Here is a 17,821-nt window from a genome sequence, read left to right as displayed (position 1 = left end):
CCATGCTCCGCGTGGGAATGCCTCAACGGACGCTCCGCGTTCGGCTCTCGATGGGACGCGGAGCGTCCCGGGCTGCATTCCCACGCGGAGCGTGGGAACGATCATCTGGCCGTCAGACCTGCGCGGTGCGCAGTTTTTCGCTGCGCCCGCGCAGCCATTCCAGCGTCAGCAACAGGACCACCGAGAACGCAATCAGCAGCGTCGCGGCAGCGGCAATCGTCGGGCTGAGGTTTTCACGGATGCCGCTGAACATCTGCCGAGGCAAGGTCGCTTGTTCAGGACCTGCGAGGAACAGCGTCACCACCACTTCATCGAATGAGGTGGCGAAGGCAAACAGCGCACCGGAAATCACGCCCGGTGCGATCAACGGCAAGGTCACCCGACGAAACGCGGTCAACGGCGAAGCCCCCAGGCTTGCAGCGGCCCGTACCAGGTTCTGGTTAAACCCCTGCAACGTCGCCGATACCGTGATGATCACAAACGGCACACCCAAGACGGCATGCACGACGATCAGCGAGGTATAGCTGTTGCCAAACCCCAGAGGGGCAAAGGTCAGGTAACTGGCCACACCAATGATCACAACCGGCACCACCATCGGCGAAATCACCAGCGCCATCACCAGCGGTTTGCCCGGGAAATCGCCCCGGGTCAGGCCGATCGCTGCCAGCGTACCGAAGATCATCGCCAGCACGGTCGCCGCGGGAGCCACGATCATGCTGTTCTTCAACGAACGCATCCATTCCGCCGAAGCAAAGAAGTCCTGGTACCAGTGCAGTGAGAAGCCTTGCAGCGGATAGACCAGAAAACTCCCCGAGTTGAACGACAGCGGAATGATCACCAGCACCGGCAGGATCAGGAACAACAAAATCAAGCCGCAGAGAATCCGCAAACCGTAGAACCACACCCGTTCGATGGGCGACATATAAGGACTCAGCATTTCATTCTCCCCTTAGCTCAGGCGCAGGCGACTGGCGCCCACCAGCCAGCTGTAAATCAGATAAAGCACCACCGTCGCCAGCAGCAACAGCCCACCGAGCGCGGTCGCCATGCCCCAGTTGATGCTGGTGTTGGTGTAGAAGGCGACGAAATAACTGACCATCTGATCGTTCGGGCTGCCCAGCAACGCCGGGGTGATGTAGTAGCCGATGGCGAGGATGAACACCAACAGGCAACCGGCGCCGACACCGGCATAGGTTTGCGGGAAATATACCCGCCAGAAACTGGCGAACGGGTGGCAGCCAAGGGAAATCGCCGCGCGCATGTAAGTCGGCGAGATGCCTTTCATCACGCTGTAGATCGGCAGAATCATGAACGGCAGCAGGATGTGCACCATCGAGATGTAGACCCCGGTGCGGTTGAACACCAGCTCCAACGGTTTATCGATAATGCCCATGGCCATCAGACCGCTGTTGATCAAACCGCCCGATTGCAGCAACACGATCCACGCGGCGACCCGCACCAGAATCGAGGTCCAGAACGGCAACAGCACCAGAATCATCAACAGGTTGCTTTGCCGCGATGGCAGATTCGCCAGCAGATAAGCCAACGGATAGGCCAGCACCAGGCAGATCACGGTGATGATCAGGCCCATCCAGAAGGTCCGGGCAAAGATATCGAGGTAGATTGCCTGATCGGGGGTGGCCGGGGCCACTTCGCCGAGGTCGTCGATACGGTGGTCGACAGCGGCCAGCAGGTAATAAGGCGTCACATTACTGGTATTGCGGCGCACGACCTGCCAATAGGCCGGATCGCCCCAACGCTCGTCCAGCGCTTCGAGCGCTTCTTTATAGGAAGTCGGCTCGGTGGCGAACGGCAAGGCGCGTGCGGTTTTGGTCAACAGGCTACGGTAGCCGGCCAGCTCCATGTTCAAGCGCTTGGACAAGTCGCCCAAGGTCTGATTCTTGCGGGCTTCGGCGAGGTCTTCGCTGGCGGCCTTGTACACAGGCTCTGCCGGCAGGCCTCGGCCGTCCCAACTGGCGATGGCCGCCACGGTGCGCGGCATGGCGCCGACCACTTCGGGGTTACCGACGCTTTTGTAGAGCAGCGCCACGATCGGCACCAGGAACACCAGCAACAGAAACAGCACCAACGGCGCGATCAAGGCTTGTGCTTTCCAGCGGTTGATCCGCTCGGCGTGCTTGAGCCGCTGCTTCAAGGTGGGGTCAGTGCCCGCGTTCAGGGGAATGGCGGTGGCCATGGCGTACTCCGGAAATCTTTGATCGTTACAGAGGCGGCATTCCGTGACCGCAAGGCCACCTCTGTTCTTGATAACTACGCATCACCCCTGTAGGAGCGAGGCTTGCCCGCGAAGGCGCTGTGTCAGCCAACATTAATGTTGAATGTGCTGACGTCTTCGCGGGCAAGCCTCGCTCCTACAAGAGTGGGTAAGCCCACGGGGTGGTCTTACTTGGCAGCCCAGGAATTGAAACGCTGCTCCAGTTGCTCGCCGTTGTCAGCCCAGAAGCTGACGTCGATCTGCACCTGGTTGGCGATGTTTTCCGGGGTGGTCGGCATGTCTTTCAGGACATCCTTGGACAGCAACGGCACGGCCTGGGTGTTGGCCGGGCCGTAGGCGATGTTTTCCGAGTAGGTCTTCTGCTGCTGCGGAGCTACCGAGAACGCGATGAATTTCTTCGCCGCTTCAGCACGGGTTTTATCCAGACCTTTTGGAATCGCCCATGCGTCGAAGTCGTAGATACCGCCGTTCCACACCACTTTCAGATTGCTTTCTTTCTGTACCGCCGCGATCCGGCCGTTGTAGGCCGAGCTCATGACCACGTCACCGGACGCGAGATATTGCGGCGGTTGTGCGCCGGCTTCCCACCACTGGATGCTTGGTTTGAGCTCATCGAGTTTCTTGAACGCACGGTCCTGACCATCCTTGCCGGCCAGTACTTTGTAGACGTCTTTCGGCGCAACGCCGTCAGCCATCAGTGCGAATTCCAAGGTGTACTTGGCGCCTTTACGCAAGCCGCGCTTGCCCGGGAATTTCTTGGTGTCCCAGAAATCCACCCAACTGGTCGGTGCGGATGCCAGCTTGTCAGCGTTGTAGGCCAACACGGTCGACCACACGAAGAAGCCCACGCCGCATGGCTGGATGGCGCCTTTGACGTAGTCTTCGGTCTTGCCGAACAACTTCGGATCAAGCTGCTCGAACATGTCCTCGTCGCAACCACGGGACAGTTCTGGCGATTCAACTTCCACCAGGTCCCAGGACACGCTCTTGGTGTCGACCATGGCTTTGACCTTGGCCATCTCACCGTTGTATTCGCCCGCAACGATCTTGCCGTTGCCCGCCGCTTCCCACGGTGCGTAAAAGGCTTTTACCTGCGCGGCTTTGTTCGCCCCGCCAAAGGACACCACGGTCAGGTCCGGGCCCGCCGCCATTGCGTGTGCCGCACCGATCATGCCCATGACCAAAGCGGTGAATTTCAGGGATCTCAACATTTATTGTTCTCTCCACGTGCAGGGTTGGTGTTGGTGAAGCAGGGGGGCGATCAATGCGCCTCTAAAAGTGGGTCGAGCGCGCGAACGTGTTCGACCTGCCAGCCAAGCGGTACCACGTCGCCGACAGCCAGCGCGGGATCGAGCTCGGCAATCGGTTGTTTCACAAAGAAGTCGGTCTTGCCGCAGACTTCCAGGCGAACCCGGACGTGGTCGCCCAGATAGATGAATTCCGCCACCCTCCCTGAGAAGCGGTTGACGCAGGACTCGCTCGAACCATTGAGGCTCACGCGCTCCGGGCGAATCGACAGCGTGACGGGTTCGCCGGTCTTGCCGACGTTGACTGCGAGCGCTTCGACCTTTTCACCGCGACCCAACTCGACCACGCAGCGATCGCCGGTATGGCTGTGCAAGCGGCCGTTGAGGCGGTTGTTCTCGCCGATGAAGTTGGCGACGAAAGTATTTTTCGGCTCTTCGTAGAGTGTGCGCGGTGGCGCGATCTGCTGAATCTCACCCTGATGGAACACGGCAACGCGGTCGGACATGGTCAGGGCTTCGCCCTGGTCGTGGGTCACGTAGACCACGGTCACGCCGAGACGCTGGTGCAGGTGTTTGATTTCCATCTGCATGTGTTCGCGCAGTTGTTTGTCCAGTGCGCCGAGGGGTTCGTCCATCAGCACCAGTTGCGGTTCGAACACCAACGCACGGGCCAGGGCCACACGCTGTTGCTGGCCGCCGGACAGTTGTGCCGGATAGCGCTGGGCGAAGGTGTCGAGCTGAACCATGCTCAAAACACGTTTGACCCGGTCACTGACGTCGCTTTTGTTCAAGCCGCGTACGGTCAGCGGGAACGCCAGGTTCTCGGCCACGGTCATGTGCGGAAACAATGCATAGTTCTGGAACACCATGCCGATGTCGCGTTTATGCGGCGGCACGTTGTTGATGGAGCGCCCGGCCAGTTGAATCTCGCCGGCGGTCGGTGTTTCGAAACCGGCGAGCATCATCAGACTGGTGGTCTTGCCGGAGCCGGACGGCCCGAGCAAGGTGAGGAATTCGCCTTTGCGAATATCCAGGTTGAGGTCTTTGACGATCAGGTTCTCGCCGTCGTAGCTCTTTTGCACTCCACGAAAGCTGACCAGAATGTCATTGGCCCCTGCGCTTGAATCGACCTGGCTCATACCCACACCTTTGTTATTGATGACTGCTGTGGACTAAGCCTAGTGGACGCTGGGAGGGGCGCAAATCGGGGCGCAGGAGAGAATCGCCTCAGCCGGATGGAAGATTGGGGGTAGGGATTGCCCTACAAGGATGGCGGGGATGGATATGTCGATTGGTGATAGCGACAGGCGGTGAGCTGCAAGCCACAAAAACAGGCAAAAGCGGCTTTGTGTGCATGTCGCAAATGGACATGCCACAACAATCCCGTAGGAGCGAGGCTTGCCCGCGAAGGCGCCCTCACTGGCGCTAAAAGCTTCGCGGGCAAGCCTCGCTCCTACGGGGGATCGTGTTCAGAATCAGAGGAGCTTGTGCTCCATCGCGTACTTCACCAGTTCGGCCAAGGAGGTGACGTTGAGTTTCTGCATCAGTCGCGCCTTGTGGGTGCTGATGGTTTTGCTGCTGAGGGCCAGTTGTTGGGCGATGTCGTTGACGTTGGCGCCTTGGGCCAGGCGTTCGAAGACCGAGAATTCACGCTCCGACAGCAACGAGTGCAACGGCCGTGAATCAGTCAGGCCGACTTCAAAGACCATGCGGTCGGCCAGGTCCGGGTCGATGTATCGCCCGCCCGCCGCGACTTTGCGGATTGCCGTCAGCAATAATGCCGGATCGCTGTCCTTGGTCGCATAGCCTGCGGCGCCAACCTTCAACGCCCGAGCGGCCATTTGCGCTTCGTCATGCATCGACAACACAAGAATCGCCGGGGGATTGTTCAAGGCGCGAATCCGCGGAATCGCCTCCAGGCCGTTGACCCCTGGCATGGAGATATCCAGCAACACCACTTCGCAGGGAACATGGCGCAAGGCCTCAAGTAACTGTTCACCATTGCTCGCCTCCCCTACCACCAGCAAGTCCTTGGCCAGGCCGATCAATTGCTTGATGCCTTCGCGAACGATGGTGTGGTCTTCGGCTACCAGTACACGGATCACGTTCTTCTCCATTCTTCTTATGTCAGAGCCAAGATCATTCGCGAGCAAGCCCGCTCCCACATTTGGAATGCGTTCCCCCTGTGGGATCGGGCTTGCCCGCGAAGGCGCCAGCTCAAACAACACAAAACCATCAGGCTTCATCCAGCGGCACTCTTACCGTCAGGGTCGTGCCCTCCCCCGGCTCACTCTCAAGTGATAACTGCCCGCCCATGATCAACACCCGCTCACGCATGCCGACCACACCAAAGGATGTCGGCCGGCCAGTGGCGGCGACAAATCCTACGCCATCATCGCTAACAGTCAGACAGAGTTCGTCGCCCTCAAGGGCCAGCGTCAGTTCAACAGTATGCGCTTGGGCGTGGCGCATGACATTGGTCAGCGCTTCCTGAAGTATCCGAAACAGCCCGATGGCCTTGGCATCGCTGAGCACCGGCAAGTTATCCGGTACCTGCACCAGACACGGGATCTGCGTGCGCGCCTCGAACCGCCGGGCCTGCCATTCGATGGCCGAGGCAATCCCGGCATCGAGAATCGGTGGCCGTAGCGCCGTGGCCACATCGCGCACCAGTTGAAACAGCTGAGCGATCAGCCGCTTCATGCTGTTCAAGCGCTCATGCAGACCCGGGTCGAGCTGGGCGTAGGCCAGTTCGCACATGGACGTTTCCAGCTTCAGCACGGTCAACATCTGACCCAACTCGTCATGGACTTCCCGGGCGATGCGGGCTTTTTCCTCTTCACGCACGCTCTCCAGGTGGGCGGACAACTCGCGCAGTTGTTCGCGGGAACTGGCCAGTTCCAGTTCGATGCGCTTGCTCTCGGTGATGTCCCACACGATCCCGTCCCAGACATAGGCGCCGTCTTCGAGCCGACGAGTGATGGCCTTGATCTCGGCCCAGCGCTGCTCGCCCTGACGGGTCAGAATCCGCCCCTGCCACGACCAGTCACTGTCGGTGTCCAGTGCATGGTCCTGAGTCTGGTGATAACTGGCTTTGTCGTCCGGATGCACCAGGCTGCGCAAGCCTTTGTCGCGATGAGCCAGCGTCGCCGGCGAGTACCCCACCAGGCTCTCGCTGCCTTCACTGATGTAGGCAAAGTCGATCTGCCCGGTCACCGGTGCGCGCTCCAGACGAAAGACCAGGCCGGGGACGTTGGCGGCGATCCCTTGCAGGCGCGCTTCGCTTTCCTGCAACGCGGCCAGGGCACGACGACGCTCAGTGACGTCATTGAGATAAACCACCAGGTATTCGCCATCGCGAAAACGCAAGAAGCTCAACGAAACATCCGCCGGCAGAATACTGCCATCGGCTCGCACGCAATTGGTTTCGAAACTTTGCGGCCCTTCTTCACTGGCCCGGGCGCGTTTCCACAGGCTCAGCCAGCGGTCCATGTGCAAGCCGGGTTCGAAGTCGATCAATGGCCGATCAATGATCCCGCCCTCCGGGTAACCAAGCATGGTTTCGGCCGCTCGGTTGGCATAGCGCACATGGCTGTCCCAGTTGACCCAGAGGATTCCGACGGTGCTCTGATCGATGGAAAACTGCGTGAGGCGCAAGGCCTCTTCGCTGGCCTCGCGCAGGGCAATGTCTTCGCGCGCCGCCAGCAATCGTTGCTCCAGACTGTGTTGTTGACGGCGCTGCCAGAACACAATGGCCATGCTGCTCAGCAGCAACACCACCAGGAGCAGGCAGAGGTTCTGCCAGAAACCCGGCGACTCGGACAGTCGCGGATATTTGGGTTGCACCCATTGATTGTGCAATTGCTCCAGGTCCTTGGCCGGGATCGCCCGCAGCGCGCTTTCGACGATACCGGCCAACTCCGGCCAGTCCCGGCGCGTGGCCACTCGCAGCAGTTGCGGGAAACCGATATCGCCCACCACGGCCAGCCCGGAGAACTCAGGCTCGGCAGACAGACGCCCGAACTGCGCTTCATCGACCACGGCGTAACCGGCCTGCTGACTCAACAACAGTTGCAGCGCCTGGCGCTCCAGAGGCACGCCTTGCAGATTCAGATGCGGATAGGTGCTGCGCAAATAATCGGCGGTGACGCTGGGCATGCGCACGGCAACGCGGGTCTGGCTGTCGAGTTTTTCCAGCTCTACCGCACCGGTGCTTTTCTGGTCGCTCACCACCAGTTGCGGCACCCGCATGTAAGGGTCGGAAAATTGCCAAAGCCGCAATCCCGCGGGGGTTTGCGTCAGACCTGGCGCGATATCGATGTCGCCTTCACGCGCCGCGGCTTCCAATTGCGCAAGATCAGGATAATTACGCCAGCTCAGTTCAACCTTGAGGGCCTTGGCCAGCCACTTCATCAGTTCGACGTTAACCCCGGACAGGCGCTGCAAGCGGCGATCGTATTGGGCATAAGGCGTTTGCAACACCACGCCGACCCGCAACTCGCCATGCTGCGCCAGCCATTGCTGTTGCGCTGGCAACAGCTGCACGACGTGCGCCGGTGGCGCGGGCGCCGCCCAGCCCATCAAGGGAAACCATAAACAGCCGATAACCCACAGGCAGCGAAAATGCATCATCGAAGTCTCACACACTGACAAATACTGACCAACCCATTAGGCTGCCGGAATAACTTCTGGCCTGGAATATCCGATGCCCCCTGTCTACCGCCTGGCACTGCCAGCATTGTGCCTGTCGTTGATCCTGCCTTGCGCGTTTTCCGTCGAGGCGGCTGACCCGGCACCTGCCGCTGCGGAAAAACCCGCAGAAGAAAAACCGGTTGAACGCCAGCCGCTGCTTGAGCGTAGTCAGGAAGAAGCGGCAGCACTTGAGCGAAAAATTCCGGCGCAGGAACAGCAACAACTGCAAGCCGGCACCGACAACTTTCTCGCCTTGTGGAAACCGGCCAATACCGCCGACCCCAAAGGCGCGGTGATTATCATCCCGGGCGCCGGTGAAACCGTTGACTGGCCGCAAGCGATCAGCCCATTGCGCCGTAAATTGCCGGACGCCGAGTGGAGCAGCCTGAGTATCACCTTGCCGGACCTGCAAAGCGAAGCCATTGCGCCACGCATCGTCGAAGTGGCGCCAGCGCCCATAACGCCTGATGCCGGCAGCAAAGATTCCACGACGGCGGCGCCCATCGAACAGGCGGCCGGCGGCGAAGCGGACGTGGCCGACAAGGCCATCGTCGAAACCACCGAAGAACAGGCCAAAGCCGACGCCGAGCGAATCTTCGCGCGCATCGATGCAGCCATCGCCTACGCCGAACAGCAAAGCGCTCGCAGTATCGTCGTGTTGGGGCATGGTACCGGCGCTTACTGGGCCGCGCGTTATCTGAGCGAGAAGCAGCCATCGCAAGTAGAGAAGCTGGTGATGGTCGCCGCCCAGACGCCTGTTACAGCAAAACCGGGGCTTGCTGAGCTCACACCCACCTTGAAGCTGCCTACCGCAGATATCTTCTATATGGATAAACAGGGGGATCGTAACGCGGCGCTGGAACGCTTGCAGGCCAGCAAGCGCTTGAAAACTTCGGGGTTCAGTCAGGTATCGCTCAAGGCGCTGCCAAATGCCAAGGCAGAACAAGAGCAGTTGGTTCGTCGGGTGCGCGGGTGGTTGAATCCGCAGCCGGCGGCGGACTGATAGATCGAGTCGTCCCCATTCGCGGGCAAGCCTCGCTCCTACAGGTTAGATGTCGCGCCCGGCGATCATAAAACCTGTAGGAGCGAGGCTTGCCCGCGAAGGCGATAGCACTGCAACACAACTCCACCCTGCTACCGAAAATCCCGCCGCTCACGAATCAATGTGTAAGCGGTATGCAGCTCGCGAGTCTTGTCCGTCGCCTCGCGAACCTGCAACGCCGTCGCACCGCTGCCGGCAATCTTGTCCGGATGATGCCGACTGAGCAGGCGTCGATAGGCGTGCTTGATCTGTGCCGGCTCACTCGTGGCAGACACTCCCAACAGTCGCAAGGCATCCTGATACGTGATCGCGCTGTTGACCAACGGTCGCTTCTGCGGCTCGTAATCGCTGGCCAGCGCCTGCACCTGATGCGACGTCCAGCCCAACCATTTGCCCCACTGGGCAATCAGCTCGCGCTCACTGCTACCGGCGCGGCCATCGGCCCAGACCATCCGCCAACAGGCACGCAACACACCTTCCGCCGCATAGGGCTGAGTACTCAGGCGTCGCAGATAACCACGCAACTGGTCATGTCCCGACTTGCCACGGTTGAACGCCGCAATCGCGCGACGTTGCGCCGATTCGGTCATCTCCAGCGAGCGCATTTCCTGCCGCGCCTGCTGGATGTGGCCATCCACTACCCGTCCATCACTCTTGGCCAATCGGCCCAGCAACACGAACAGCAGTTCATCGTTGCGCAGCACCGAGCGCCCACCGAATTTTTCCCATAAATGAGCCCAGCTCTGCAGGTGCAAGCGCCGGTCCAGCGCCTGTCCCAATAAAGCACCGAGCATGGCCCCCGGAATGCTGGCTATGGCAAAGCCCGCTCCGGCTCCAATCAGAGTCCCTGGCCACAACATGTCAGCGTCTCGCTTCTATCAGAGTTTCTACTTCAGCCAGGCGCTCGTGGGTGCCGACATCCACCCAATGCCCATTCAGGCGTTCGCCGGTCACTTGCCCGTCAGCCATGGCTTTGCGCAGCAGCGGCGCAAGCTTGAAGGCACCGGCCGAGCATCCGTCAAACAACTGCGGGTGCAGCACGGCAATACCACTGTAGGTCAGGGTCGATGTATCCGCCCGACCGTCCTGCACCTGACCATCGAGCAGGGTGAAATCCCCGCTCGGATGATGAGCCGGGTTGTCCGCCAGCACCAAATGAGCGAGCCCGGCGATGGGCTGATGCAACACGCTGAAATCGTAGTCAGTCCAGATATCACCATTGACCACCACAAAGGCCTCATCACCCAACAACGGCAACGCACGGAAAATACCGCCACCGGTCTCCAGCGGCTCACCTTCCGCCGAGTACTGAATGCTCACGCCATACCGCGAGCCATCGCCCAGATAATCTTCGATCTGCTGACCGAGCCAGGCATGGTTGATCACTATCTCGGTAAACCCGGCAGCCGCCAAGGCATGCAGGTGATACTCGATCAGAGGCACTCCGCCGGCGCGAACCAGCGGTTTTGGCGTGGTCAGGGTCAGCGGACGCATGCGCTCGCCTTTACCCGCGGCCAGAATCATTGCCTTCATGCAGTCGCTCCAGCACGCAGACTGGCCAGCAACTCACCCAGCTCAGCCAGTTCAGGGCGACGGGCGATGACCGCGTCTATATAAGCAAAGAAGCGCGGCACATCGCCAAGGTAGCGCGGCTTGCCGTCGCGATGGCAGATACGGGCGAAGATGCCGATGACTTTCAGGTGGCGTTGCACGCCCATCAGGTCGCTGGCGCGCAGGAAATCTTCAAAGTCGGGCTGAACCGGGATGTCGAGTGCGCCGGCTTGCTGCCAGTAATCCTCCAGCCAGCTACGCACACGCTCTTCAGGCCAGCTGAGGAAGGCGTCCTTGAACAGGCAAGTCACGTCGTAAGTCACAGGACCGTAAACCGCGTCCTGAAAATCCAGCACGCCGGGATTCGGCTCGCTAAGCATCAGGTTGCGCGGCATGTAGTCGCGATGCACCAGGACTTTGGGCTGAGCCAGAGCGCTGTCGATCAGCAGGTCGCTGACCTGCTGCCAACGTGTTTGCTGCGCCGAGTCGAACTCGATGCCCAACTCACGTTTCACGTACCACTCGGGAAACAGTTCCAGCTCGCGACGCAGCAGTGCCACGTCATAACTTGGCAGCGGCGCCACCATCGGCAACTGTTGGAAAGCCAGCAGCGCTTGCAGGGCATCCTTGAACAAATCGTCGGCGTTTTCGCTGTCGATCACGTCCAGATAAGTCTTGTTGCCCAGGTCATTGAGCAAAAGAAAACCACGATCGAGGTCTTCGGCATAAATTTTCGGCACATTTATTCCGGATTTCGCCAGCAAAAAAGCGATATCCACGAAGGGTTTGCAGTTTTCCTGGGGCGGCGGCGCGTCCATCACGACGAAACTTCGGCCTGCGCCTTCCCAGCGGAAATAGCGCCGAAAACTCGCGTCGCTACTGGCCGCAGTCAACGTGGCCGGGGGCACAGCGCCCCAACCTTGTTCTGCAAAGAGGATAGCCAACTGTTCATCGAGCCAAACTTTCAGGTGTTGCAAACGTACATCTTGGTCAGGCATTGCAAGGGTCTCCGACGGCGCTAGCCGTCAAGCGGGTCATGCTTTATTATCCAGCATCTTTTTCAGACCATCGAGAGGCGTGCGGCCCACACCGCGGGCAGATGGCACGCAGGAAGCCCGGACTAATAAGATGGCATTGAAATCCCCCGCGTTTCGTAAAAAATTTCCGTTGTTGGTTACCGGCAGTCTGCTGGCCCTGCAACCTCTAGCCACTTCCTTCGTGGTCGCCGCGGAACAGTATGACTGCTCAGTCTCTGCTTCGGGTGCCTGGGACTGTGCGCCAAAGGCGCCGGCTGCTGCATTGCCGCCACGCCCCGTCCATGACGGCAGCGCAGTTTCCGCCACTGGTGAAGCCGCGGCAGACACCGGCTCCAGCGCAGACACCGGCGCCAAACCAGTGCTGGTTACCGAGTCCAAGGGCCGCGGCCTGAAGTCGCGTAGTGAAGACTACAGCCACCTCGACTGGGTTCCGCGCGAGAAGCTCACTGCAGCGCAATTGGCCGAAACCGGTCCTTACTGCTCTGGTTCCTATATCGAACCGATTCGTCCTGGCATGAATGACAAGACGAATAAAAGTGACGCTCCAACCTTTCTCGGTGCCAAGGCCTCTCGCTATAAGCAGGAGGAGCAGGTAGCGACCCTGGCCGGTGACGTGGTCATGCGTCAGGGCAGCATGCAGGCCGAAGCCGACGAAGCGAACCTGTACCAGGCCGAAAGCCGTGGAGAACTGAGCGGCAACGTGCGCATTCGCGACAATGGCGCACTGATCGTGGGCGACCACGCCGATGTGCAGCTCGACACCGGTGAAGCCAAGGTCGACAACGCCGAATACGTGATGCACAAATCGCGTATCCGCGGTAACGCGTTGTACGCCAAGCGTGCCGAGAACGCGATCATCCGTCTCAAGGATGGTACGTACACCACGTGCGAACCGGACAGCAACGCCTGGCAACTCAAGGGCAACAACATCACCTTGAACCCGGCGACCGGTTTCGGTACTGCGACCAACGTGACGCTGCGGGTCAAGGACATTCCGGTTCTGTACACGCCGTACATCTATTTCCCGATCGACGACCGTCGCCAGTCCGGCTTCCTGCCCCCGAGCATCGGCACTGGCAGCGATACCGGCTTCACGCTGCTCACCCCGTACTACTTCAACCTGGCACCGAACTACGACGCCACGTTGTATCCGCGCTACATGAGCAACCGTGGCCTGTTGATGGAGGGCGAATTCCGCTACCTCACCAAGTCCAGCGAAGGTCAGTTCGGCGCTGCCTACCTCAACGACGAGGAAACCGAGCGCAGCAAGCAGACCGACTACGAAAAAACCCGCTACATGTACAACTGGCAGCACAAGGGTGGCCTCGACTCGCGCGTCTTTACCCAAGTCGATTACACCAAGATCAGCGATCCGTATTACTTCCAGGATCTGCAGTCTGAGCAGATTGGTGTGAAGAGCTCCGATTACGTGAACCAGCAGGGTTCTGTCACCTATCGTGGCGACAGCTATACCGCTCGTTTGAATGCCCAGGCTTATCAGCTGGCGACCGTTTCGAACATCACGCCGTATGATCGTTTGCCGCAGATCACGTTCAATGGCCAGCTGCCGTATCATCCCGAAGGTCTGGATTTCGATTACGAGACTGAAATCGTCCGGTTCGACCGTGACTTGAAAAATGGCAACTTCGTAAACGAAGATGGCTCCGTCGCATCACGACTTGATAACAACGTGACCGGCCTGGTTCGCGCTACCGGCGACCGTTTGAATCTCAAGCCGGGCGTCAGTCTGCCACTGGACTGGACCTATGGGTTCTTGAAGCCGTCTCTGAAATATCAGTACACCCAGTATCAACTGGACCTGGACAGCATCGGCAAGAATCAAATCGTTGCTCAGCAAGAAGCAGCAGCGGCCGCAGGCACCGATTACGTCGGTGGTGAGTTCGGCAGCAGCCAACATCGCGGCGTACCGATCGCGAGCATCGACAGCGGCCTGTACTTCGATCGCAACACCCAATGGTTCGGCAAGAACTATCGCCAGACCCTGGAACCGCGCCTGTTCTATCTCTATGTTCCAGAGACTAACCAGGAAGACATCCCTGTCTTCGATACTAGCGAATACACCTTCAACTACGCCTCGCTGTTTCGCGACAACCGCTTCTCCGGCTCCGACCGTGTCGGCGACGAGAACAAACTGTCGCTGGGCGTGACCAACCGCTGGATCGAAGAAAACGGCTTCGAACGTCAACGCATCAGCGTCGGCCAGGCCTTGTACTTCAAGGACCGCGAAGTCCAGTTGCCGGGTATCGATGCAAAAACCCGTGACGATGCACAAGCCAATGTTTCGCCTTATGCACTGGAATACGAATACCGCTGGAACCGCGATTGGCGCACCACCGCCGATTACAACTGGGACCCGGACAGCCGCAGCCCTCGCTCGGGCAGCGCGATGTTCCACTACCAGCCTGAAGACAACCCGAACAAGGTCATCAACGCCGGTTATCGCTATCGCAATGACCAGGTTCGTTATGACCAGAACACCGGTAAATGGTCGGTAGGCGGCGGTGACTACGGTACTCCGGGCACTCCTGGCTACGTGAAGGACTACTACAAGATCAAGCAGCACGACTTCTCGGTGATCTGGCCGATCGTGCCGCAGTGGAACGCCATCAGCCGCTGGCAGTATGACTACAACCGCAACCGTACTCTGGAAGCCTTCGGTGGTTTCGAATACGACAACTGCTGCTGGAAATTGCGCCTGATCAACCGTTACTGGGTCAGCTATGACGAGTTCAGTCAGAACGCCCCGGAAAACGAAAAAGGCGACCACGGCGTCTTCCTCCAAATTGTTCTGAAGGGACTCGGCGGCCTCACTGGCGCCAAGGTAGAGAGCTTCCTCGACAAAGGCATCCAAGGTTATCGTGAACGTGAAGACCAAGCTTTCTGATTGTCTGCGCCCGCTGATGCTGGGCGCGCTGTTCCTGGGTACCGCGGCCAACGCCGCGGTACAGTCCATCGATAAAGTGGTGGCTATCGTCGACAACGACGTGGTCATGCAGAGCCAACTGGACCAGCGCGTTCACGAAGTTCAGCAAACCATCGCCAAACGCGGTGCTGCCGTACCGCCTGCGGGCGTGCTGGATCAGCAGGTGCTCGAGCGTCTGATCGTCGAAAACCTGCAATTGCAGATCGGCGAGCGTTCCGGCATCCGCATTACCGATGAAGAACTGAACCAGGCTGTCGGCACCATTGCCCAGCGCAACAACATGTCGATCGAACAATTCCGCTCCGCTTTGTCTCGCGACGGCCTGTCTTATGACGACGCTCGTGACCAGATCCGCCGCGAAATGATCATCAGCCGTGTACGTCAGCGCCGTGTAGCTGAACGCATCCAGGTGTCCGAGCAGGAAGTGAAGAACTTCCTGGCGTCCGACCTGGGCAAGATGCAGCTGTCCGAAGAGTTCCGTCTGGCCAACATCCTGATTCCTACGCCGGAAAGCGCCAACTCCGACGCGATTCAGAATGCCGCCAAACAAGCCGACGCGGTTTACCAGCAGCTCAAGCAAGGCGCTGACTTCGGTCAGTTGGCAATCGCCAAATCCGCCAGCGAGACCGCACTGGAAGGCGGCGACATGGGCTGGCGTAAAGCCGCCCAACTGCCACCTCCGTTTGATCGCCTGCTGGGCACCATGGCAGTGGGTGACGTGACCCAGCCTATGCGTACCCCGGGCGGCTTCATCATTTTGAAGATCCTCGACAAGCGTGGCGGCGAAGCCCAGGTGCGTGACGAAGTGCATGTGCGTCACATCCTGGTAAAACCAAGCCCGATCCGCGACGAAGCAAAAACCAAGGCTCTGGCTGATTCGCTCTACTCCCGAATCGAAGCGGGCGAAGATTTCGGCGAGCTGGCGAAAAGCTTCTCGGAAGATCCGGGTTCCGCCCTCAACGGTGGCGACCTGAACTGGATCGACCCGAATGCACTGGTGCCTGAATTCCGCGAAGTGATGGCCAAGACCCCACAAGGTCAGCTGTCCAAGCCGTTCCAGACTCAATATGGCTGGCACGTTCTGGAAGTCCTTGGCCGCCGCGCCACCGACAGCACTACCCAGGCCCGTGAACAGCAAGCGATGACCGTACTGCGTAACCGCAAATACGATGAAGAGCTGCAAACCTGGCTGCGTCAGATCCGTGACGAAGCGTATGTAGAAATCAAGCTCCCTGGTGCAGACCAGGCAACGCAGTGAAACCCAAGCGTTTCGCGTTGACCCCCGGCGAACCGGCCGGCATAGGTCCTGACCTGTGCCTGCTGCTCGCCTCGCAAGCCCAGCCACACCCTCTGATTGCCATTACCAGCCGCGACCTGCTCATCGAGCGGGCCGCGCAGCTGGGCGTGGTTGTCGATCTGCTGCCGGTAACGCCGGACAGCTGGCCAGATACTCCGGCCCCGGCCAACAGCCTGTATGTGTGGGATACGCCGCTTAACGCCAAGGTCATCGCCGGGCAACTGGACAAGGCCAATGCGGCTTTCGTTCTGGAAACCCTGACGCGTGCTGGCCAAGGCTGCCTGGACGGGGATTTCGCCGGCATGATTACCGCACCTGTACACAAGGGCGTGATCAATGAATCCGGAATCGCCTTTTCCGGGCACACGGAATTTCTCGCTGACCTGACTCATACCGCGCAAGTGGTGATGATGCTCGCCACCCGCGGCTTGCGCGTGGCATTGGTGACCACTCACCTGCCCCTTCGCGAGATTGCCGATGCAATCACACCGGAGCTCCTGGAGCGGGTCACGCGGATCCTGTACGCCGACCTGCAAGAAAAATTCGGCATCGCCCAGCCACGCATCCTGGTTTGCGGGCTTAACCCGCACGCCGGTGAAGGCGGTCATCTGGGCCATGAAGAAATCGACATCATCGAACCTACATTAGAGCGCCTGCGCGGCGAGGGCATGGACCTTCGCGGCCCCCTGCCCGCCGACACTCTGTTTACCCCCAAATATCTGGAGCACTGCGACGCGGTGCTGGCGATGTACCACGACCAGGGCCTGCCCGTGCTGAAATACAAAGGCTTCGGCGCGGCAGTCAACGTGACCCTCGGCTTGCCGATCATCCGCACTTCGGTCGACCACGGCACCGCCCTGGATCTGGCCGGTAGCGGCAAAATCGACACCGGCAGCCTGCAAGTCGCCCTGGAAACCGCCTACCAGATGGCCGAGACCCGTTTATGACCGAGCATTACCAACACCGGGCGCGCAAGCGCTTCGGCCAGAACTTCCTGCACGATGCCGGCGTTATCGACCGTATCCTGCGTTCCATTCACGCCAAACCCGAAGACCGTCTGCTGGAAATCGGCCCGGGCCAGGGTGCATTGACCAAAGGCCTGCTCGACAGCGGCGCACAACTGGACGTAGTGGAGCTGGACAAGGACCTGATCCCGATCCTCAACCAGCAGTTCGCCAGCAAGAGCAATTTCCACCTGCATCAGGGCGACGCGCTGAAGTTCGACTTCAACAGCCTGAACGCCGCGCCGAACAGTTTGCGAGTGGTTGGCAACCTGCCGTACAACATCTCTACGCCGCTGATTTTTCATCTGTTGCACAACGCAAGCCTGATTCGTGACATGCACTTCATGCTGCAAAAAGAAGTGGTCGAGCGTCTGGCGGCGGGGCCTGGTGGCGGTGACTGGGGTCGCCTGTCGATCATGGTTCAGTACCACTGCCGGGTCGAACATCTGTTCAACGTCGGCCCGGGCGCATTCAATCCGCCGCCGAAAGTCGATTCGGCCATCGTGCGGCTGGTCCCTCACGCAGTACTCCCGCATCCAGCCAAAGATCACAAACTGCTGGAGCGCGTCGTGCGCGAAGCCTTCAACCAGCGCCGTAAAACCCTGCGCAACACGCTGAAATTGTTGCTGAGCAACGCTGAAATCGAAGCCGCCGGCGTCGATGGCAGCCTACGCCCCGAGCAGCTCGATCTGGCGGCCTTCGTTCGTCTGGCCGACAAGCTCAGCGAACAAGTCCTACACAAGCCTGCCACCGACTGAAAGGCGATGAGCG

General features: G+C 59.7%; 14 protein-coding genes. 5 read left to right on the top strand and 9 right to left on the bottom strand.

The genetic code is table 11. The features are described 5' to 3' along the window. Positions 1–112: 112 nt before the first annotated feature. From PMI18_RS07715 to PMI18_RS07740, 6 genes are all read right to left on the bottom strand, one after another. The gene (locus PMI18_RS07715; protein ID WP_007904293.1) at positions 113–937 is read right to left on the bottom strand and encodes an ABC transporter permease; all 825 of its coding nucleotides are present in this window, start codon (positions 935–937) and stop codon (positions 113–115) included. A gap of 12 nt (positions 938–949) precedes the next feature. After that, positions 950–2,197 (bottom strand): ABC transporter permease, encoded by a 1,248-nt coding sequence (locus PMI18_RS07720; RefSeq protein ID WP_007904292.1) that lies wholly within the window; start codon positions 2,195–2,197, stop codon positions 950–952. 206 nt (positions 2,198–2,403) lie between these two features. After that, positions 2,404–3,447 carry an ABC transporter substrate-binding protein gene (locus PMI18_RS07725; RefSeq protein WP_007904291.1) on the bottom strand — a complete coding sequence of 348 codons (1,044 nt, stop codon included), beginning with the start codon at positions 3,445–3,447 and terminating at the stop codon, positions 2,404–2,406. A 50-nt stretch (positions 3,448–3,497) separates the two neighbouring features. Continuing rightward, on the bottom strand, positions 3,498–4,622 hold the full coding sequence (locus tag PMI18_RS07730) for an ABC transporter ATP-binding protein (RefSeq protein ID WP_007904290.1): 1,125 nt from the start codon (positions 4,620–4,622) through the stop codon (positions 3,498–3,500). Between the two features lie 336 nt (positions 4,623–4,958). Then, a complete protein-coding gene (locus PMI18_RS07735; RefSeq protein WP_177319035.1) occupies positions 4,959–5,600 on the bottom strand; it encodes a response regulator in 642 nt (213 codons plus the stop codon). 118 nt (positions 5,601–5,718) lie between these two features. Next, on the bottom strand, positions 5,719–8,115 hold the full coding sequence (locus PMI18_RS07740) for a PAS domain-containing sensor histidine kinase (protein ID WP_007904283.1): 2,397 nt from the start codon (positions 8,113–8,115) through the stop codon (positions 5,719–5,721). A 73-nt stretch (positions 8,116–8,188) separates the two neighbouring features. Between PMI18_RS07740 and PMI18_RS07745 the strand changes: the two genes are divergently transcribed. Continuing rightward, positions 8,189–9,178 carry an alpha/beta hydrolase family protein gene (locus tag PMI18_RS07745; protein ID WP_007904281.1) on the top strand — a complete coding sequence of 330 codons (990 nt, stop codon included), beginning with the start codon at positions 8,189–8,191 and terminating at the stop codon, positions 9,176–9,178. 131 nt (positions 9,179–9,309) lie between these two features. Here PMI18_RS07745 and PMI18_RS07750 read toward each other — a convergent pair whose 3' ends face one another. From PMI18_RS07750 to PMI18_RS07760, 3 genes are read right to left on the bottom strand one after another with little or no spacing between them, the layout of a single operon-like run. Further along, a complete protein-coding gene (locus PMI18_RS07750) occupies positions 9,310–10,077 on the bottom strand; it encodes a TerB family tellurite resistance protein (RefSeq protein WP_007904279.1) in 768 nt (255 codons plus the stop codon). A 1-nt stretch (position 10,078) separates the two neighbouring features. Continuing rightward, complete coding sequence (gene murU, locus PMI18_RS07755; RefSeq protein WP_007904277.1) at positions 10,079–10,750, bottom strand: N-acetylmuramate alpha-1-phosphate uridylyltransferase MurU; 672 nt, start codon at positions 10,748–10,750, stop codon at positions 10,079–10,081. Further along, the gene (locus PMI18_RS07760) at positions 10,747–11,766 is read right to left on the bottom strand and encodes an aminoglycoside phosphotransferase family protein (protein WP_007904276.1); all 1,020 of its coding nucleotides are present in this window, start codon (positions 11,764–11,766) and stop codon (positions 10,747–10,749) included. The genes murU and PMI18_RS07760 overlap by 4 nt, the downstream gene beginning before the upstream one ends. 130 nt (positions 11,767–11,896) lie before the next feature. Between PMI18_RS07760 and PMI18_RS07765 the strand changes: the two genes are divergently transcribed. The 4 genes from PMI18_RS07765 to rsmA are packed head-to-tail and all read left to right on the top strand — an operon-like array spanning position 11,897 to position 17,808. Continuing rightward, positions 11,897–14,710 (top strand): LPS-assembly protein LptD, encoded by a 2,814-nt coding sequence (locus tag PMI18_RS07765; protein ID WP_007904274.1) that lies wholly within the window; start codon positions 11,897–11,899, stop codon positions 14,708–14,710. Then, positions 14,691–16,007 carry a peptidylprolyl isomerase SurA gene (gene surA, locus PMI18_RS07770; RefSeq protein WP_033036752.1) on the top strand — a complete coding sequence of 439 codons (1,317 nt, stop codon included), beginning with the start codon at positions 14,691–14,693 and terminating at the stop codon, positions 16,005–16,007. The genes PMI18_RS07765 and surA overlap by 20 nt, the downstream gene beginning before the upstream one ends. Next, positions 16,004–16,993 carry a 4-hydroxythreonine-4-phosphate dehydrogenase PdxA gene (gene pdxA, locus PMI18_RS07775; RefSeq protein ID WP_007904271.1) on the top strand — a complete coding sequence of 330 codons (990 nt, stop codon included), beginning with the start codon at positions 16,004–16,006 and terminating at the stop codon, positions 16,991–16,993. Before surA ends, pdxA begins: the two co-directional genes overlap by 4 nt. After that, entirely contained in the window at positions 16,990–17,808 is an 819-nt protein-coding gene (rsmA, locus tag PMI18_RS07780; RefSeq protein ID WP_007904269.1) for a 16S rRNA (adenine(1518)-N(6)/adenine(1519)-N(6))-dimethyltransferase RsmA, read from the top strand. Before pdxA ends, rsmA begins: the two co-directional genes overlap by 4 nt. The last annotated feature ends 13 nt before the right edge of the window (positions 17,809–17,821 follow it).

Source organism: Pseudomonas sp. GM102 (genome assembly GCF_000282555.1).
Lineage (GTDB): Bacteria > Pseudomonadota > Gammaproteobacteria > Pseudomonadales > Pseudomonadaceae > Aquipseudomonas.
This window is presented reverse-complemented; position numbering and strand designations above follow the sequence as displayed.

Excerpts from the sequence above, each read along its gene's own strand:
- PMI18_RS07715 (WP_007904293.1), bottom strand. The coding sequence starts at position 937 with ATGCTGAGTCCTTATATGTCGCCCATCGAACGGGTGTGGTTCTACGGT.
- PMI18_RS07720 (WP_007904292.1), bottom strand. The coding sequence starts at position 2,197 with ATGGCCACCGCCATTCCCCTGAACGCGGGCACTGACCCCACCTTGAAG.
- PMI18_RS07725 (WP_007904291.1), bottom strand. The coding sequence starts at position 3,447 with ATGTTGAGATCCCTGAAATTCACCGCTTTGGTCATGGGCATGATCGGT.
- PMI18_RS07730 (WP_007904290.1), bottom strand. The coding sequence starts at position 4,622 with ATGAGCCAGGTCGATTCAAGCGCAGGGGCCAATGACATTCTGGTCAGC.
- PMI18_RS07735 (WP_177319035.1), bottom strand. The coding sequence starts at position 5,600 with ATGGAGAAGAACGTGATCCGTGTACTGGTAGCCGAAGACCACACCATC.
- PMI18_RS07740 (WP_007904283.1), bottom strand. The coding sequence starts at position 8,115 with ATGATGCATTTTCGCTGCCTGTGGGTTATCGGCTGTTTATGGTTTCCC.
- PMI18_RS07745 (WP_007904281.1), top strand. The coding sequence starts at position 8,189 with ATGCCCCCTGTCTACCGCCTGGCACTGCCAGCATTGTGCCTGTCGTTG.
- PMI18_RS07750 (WP_007904279.1), bottom strand. The coding sequence starts at position 10,077 with ATGTTGTGGCCAGGGACTCTGATTGGAGCCGGAGCGGGCTTTGCCATA.
- murU (WP_007904277.1), bottom strand. The coding sequence starts at position 10,750 with ATGAAGGCAATGATTCTGGCCGCGGGTAAAGGCGAGCGCATGCGTCCG.
- PMI18_RS07760 (WP_007904276.1), bottom strand. The coding sequence starts at position 11,766 with ATGCCTGACCAAGATGTACGTTTGCAACACCTGAAAGTTTGGCTCGAT.
- PMI18_RS07765 (WP_007904274.1), top strand. The coding sequence starts at position 11,897 with ATGGCATTGAAATCCCCCGCGTTTCGTAAAAAATTTCCGTTGTTGGTT.
- rsmA (WP_007904269.1), top strand. The coding sequence starts at position 16,990 with ATGACCGAGCATTACCAACACCGGGCGCGCAAGCGCTTCGGCCAGAAC.